Annotated in this window: 3 protein-coding genes; 2 read left to right on the top strand and 1 reads right to left on the bottom strand. The window is 57.1% G+C overall.

All coding sequences use genetic code 11. The features are described from left to right. Positions 1–344, top strand: a 344-nt coding sequence (locus VGK48_20650) for a hypothetical protein (GenBank protein ID HEY2383592.1), incomplete at its 5' end; no start/stop codon positions are given. A gap of 4 nt (positions 345–348) precedes the next feature. On the opposite strand, the gene VGK48_20645 is transcribed toward VGK48_20650, so the two are convergent. Beyond that, on the bottom strand, positions 349–1,440 hold the full coding sequence (locus VGK48_20645; GenBank protein HEY2383591.1) for a universal stress protein: 1,092 nt from the start codon (positions 1,438–1,440) through the stop codon (positions 349–351). Between the two features lie 153 nt (positions 1,441–1,593). Between VGK48_20645 and treZ the strand changes: the two genes are divergently transcribed. Continuing rightward, a partial coding sequence (gene treZ, locus VGK48_20640) for a malto-oligosyltrehalose trehalohydrolase (GenBank protein ID HEY2383590.1) occupies positions 1,594–2,965 on the top strand: 1,372 nt, incomplete at its 3' end.

Below are 2,965 nucleotides of genomic sequence, written 5' to 3'. Positions count from 1 at the left end.
ATGCTCATTTGAGCGACAAGACCACCATTAGGCGGGTGTTTACCGATCAGGTTGGCATCGGATATGGCATGTCTGGCAACCTTGCGAAAGCCCGCACCATCTTCCTAAAAGGCATCGCCAAGGACCCCGGATACGCGTCGTATTACCACAACCTCGTCTGTGCCGATGCCGGGGAGAGTAATTTTTCCGATGCTAAAACACATCTACGGGAGGCATTTGGGCGCAAGGCAAACGTCATACGAGGAGAGACATTGCCGGATCCCATGCACGATGATTCCTTTCTGCCGTACCGCGGCAACAAGGAGTTTTGGACGTTCCTCGAAAACTTAAGTAGGGCCCGCTAGTTCATTAAGAATGCGGAAACACGCGCACATCGATCCCATCCGCCGCGCGAATAAGCCGGTCCAGATCGCTGCCGAAGCACCGCTCTAACCAACTGTCCCGGCCTTTGTGCCCGACAAAGATCTGAGTAATACCGCGCTGCTGGGCGAACCGCAATAATGTCTCGACCGGGTCTTCGCCGTCCAGCTCGACAATCTCCGCGCCTACCCCACGCGCCAGTTCCACGGCGTCTTCCACGCGCTTACGTTGCTCCGGGGACCATTCGGGCCGATTCAAATGAGTGGCGATGAGCTCTCCACGGAAACGATCGCGATTTCTAACTCCGCTGTCGAGCATGCGTTTTGAATCCGCGCGCGGCGATAGCCAGATCAAAATGCGTTCCTGCGTTCCCCAAAGTTGCTCGATGCCATGCCGCGCGGAATATCTTTCGAGCTGCTTGTCGACCACGTCGGCGGCCAGCCACAGCGCGATCTCCCGCAATTCGGATAGCTGATGCTGCGTGAGCCTCCGCTTTCCGTCCGCGGCGGCGCCCATGCAGTTCTCTGGCGGCGCATCCACCACCACGATCTCGTCGGCCATCTGTAAAAAGCTGAGCGGAACAGTGTCGGTGACGTGCTTGCCCGTGATGGCTTCGACCTTTTCGCGTTTCTCCTCGATATGCTGCAGATTCACCGAAGTGATCACCGATATACCCGCTTTGAGCAATTGATCCACGTCCTGCCAGCGCTTGCCGTGAACGGAACCGGGCGGATTGTCGTAGGCTAGTCCATCCACCAGACACACCTTCGGAGCGCGCGCCAGGATGAGGGGCATATCCATTACCGCCACGCCATCGACGCGTTTCAGTGGAATAATCTCGAGCGCCGCGATAGCCTGCGCGATATCCGCCGGCAGGTCCGGCTGAATCGCTCCGACCACGACATCTTGACCGCGCTCACTCCGGCGCCGGCCTTCATCAAGCATTCGGAAGCTTTTGCCTACGCCCGAAGCGTAGCCGAGAAAAATCTTCAATCGCGCAGTCGATTGATCTTCCTCATCGGTCTGCACGTGCTGCAGTAGCTGCTCCGGAGTCGGCTTTCGTTCACTAATCGCTGCCACATCTTGATTATCTCGTAAAACACCGAGGGTGGGTATTCGCGCTGCTTGCCGGTAGAATTAAGAAGCACGCTCTGCTCTTAAAAACGATCGTCGGAAAAGGCCATTATTAAGCGAAGGTATCCAATCGGGGCAGAGTGCCGCCGGGATGGAGGCGTGGATTTTCGAGTCTGGGCGCCTGTAGCCGGCGATGTCCGGGTTTCCCTCGAAGGTGGCGCCGGTTCTCCCTCCGACGTGGAACTCACGAAGGAAGGCGGCGGCTACTTTTCTGGTTTCCATCCTTCCGCGACGGCCGGAACCCTATATCGATTTCAACTCGATGATGAACAAACCCGATTACCGGATCCCGCCTCCCGCTTTCAGCCGGACGGTCCGCATGGCGCCTCCGCCGTTGTCGATCCGGCGGCGTTTTCCTGGACAGACTCGGCGTGGCCTGGCATAAAGCTCGAGGGCCAAGTCCTCTATGAAATGCACGTCGGCACCTTCACCAAGGAAGGGACGTGGAATGCAGCTCGGGAGCAGCTTAAAGAATTGGCGTCCGTTGGAATAACCGTTCTCGAGATCATGCCGATCGCCGATTTCCCGGGACGATTTGGCTGGGGTTATGACGGTGTGAATTTTTTCGCGCCTACTTGGCTTTATGGCCAGCCGGACGAGTTACGGCAGTTTGTCGACGAGGCGCACGCTCAGAAACTCGGCGTAATTCTCGACGTCGTTTATAACCACGTTGGTCCCGACGGCAATTTTTTAAAATCTTTCTCCTCCGATTACTTCACTTCACGCTACAAGACGGATTGGGGAGAGGCGATCAACTTCGATGGTCAAAACTCCGCGCCTGTCCGCGAGTTCTTTCTCGCCAACGCGGCCTATTGGATTGATGAGTTCCACTTCGATGGCCTCCGGTTGGATGCTACGCAAGACATGCATGACCGCTCGTCGAATCACATCTTGTCGGAGATCGTGTACGCCGCGCGGCAAGCGGCCGGGCAACGGGGTATCATCCTGATTGCCGAAAACGAGCCGCAGGATACTAAGCTGGTGCGTTCCAGGCAACAAGGCGGCTACGGCCTGGACGCTCTATGGAATGACGACTTCCATCACAGCGCCCTTGTCGCTCTGACCGGACGGAACGAGGCGTATTACAGCGATTACCAAGGCACGCCGCAAGAGTTCATTTCGTCAGTCAAATTCGGTTACCTTTACCAGGGTCAATGGTACAAGTGGCAGCGGCAGCGGCGGGGAACCAATGCATTCGACATCGATCCGGCGGTGTTTGTCAGGTTCATCCAAAACCACGATCAAGTTGCGAACACCGCCCGCGGCGAGCGCCCGAACATACTCGCCACCGCTGGCCGGTACAAGGCTATGACGGCGCTGCTTGTGCTGGCGCCCGGCACGCCGATGCTTTTTCAGGGACAGGAGTTCGCCGCGACAACACCGTTTCTTTACTTTTGCGATCACCAGGCAGAGCTCTCGAAAATGGTTCGTGAAGGCCGAGGAAAGTTCCTGGCTCAGTTTCGCAGCCTCG

Source organism: Terriglobia bacterium (genome assembly GCA_036496425.1).
Taxonomy (GTDB): Bacteria; Acidobacteriota; Terriglobia; order 20CM-2-55-15; family 20CM-2-55-15; genus 20CM-2-55-15.
This window is presented reverse-complemented; position numbering and strand designations above follow the sequence as displayed.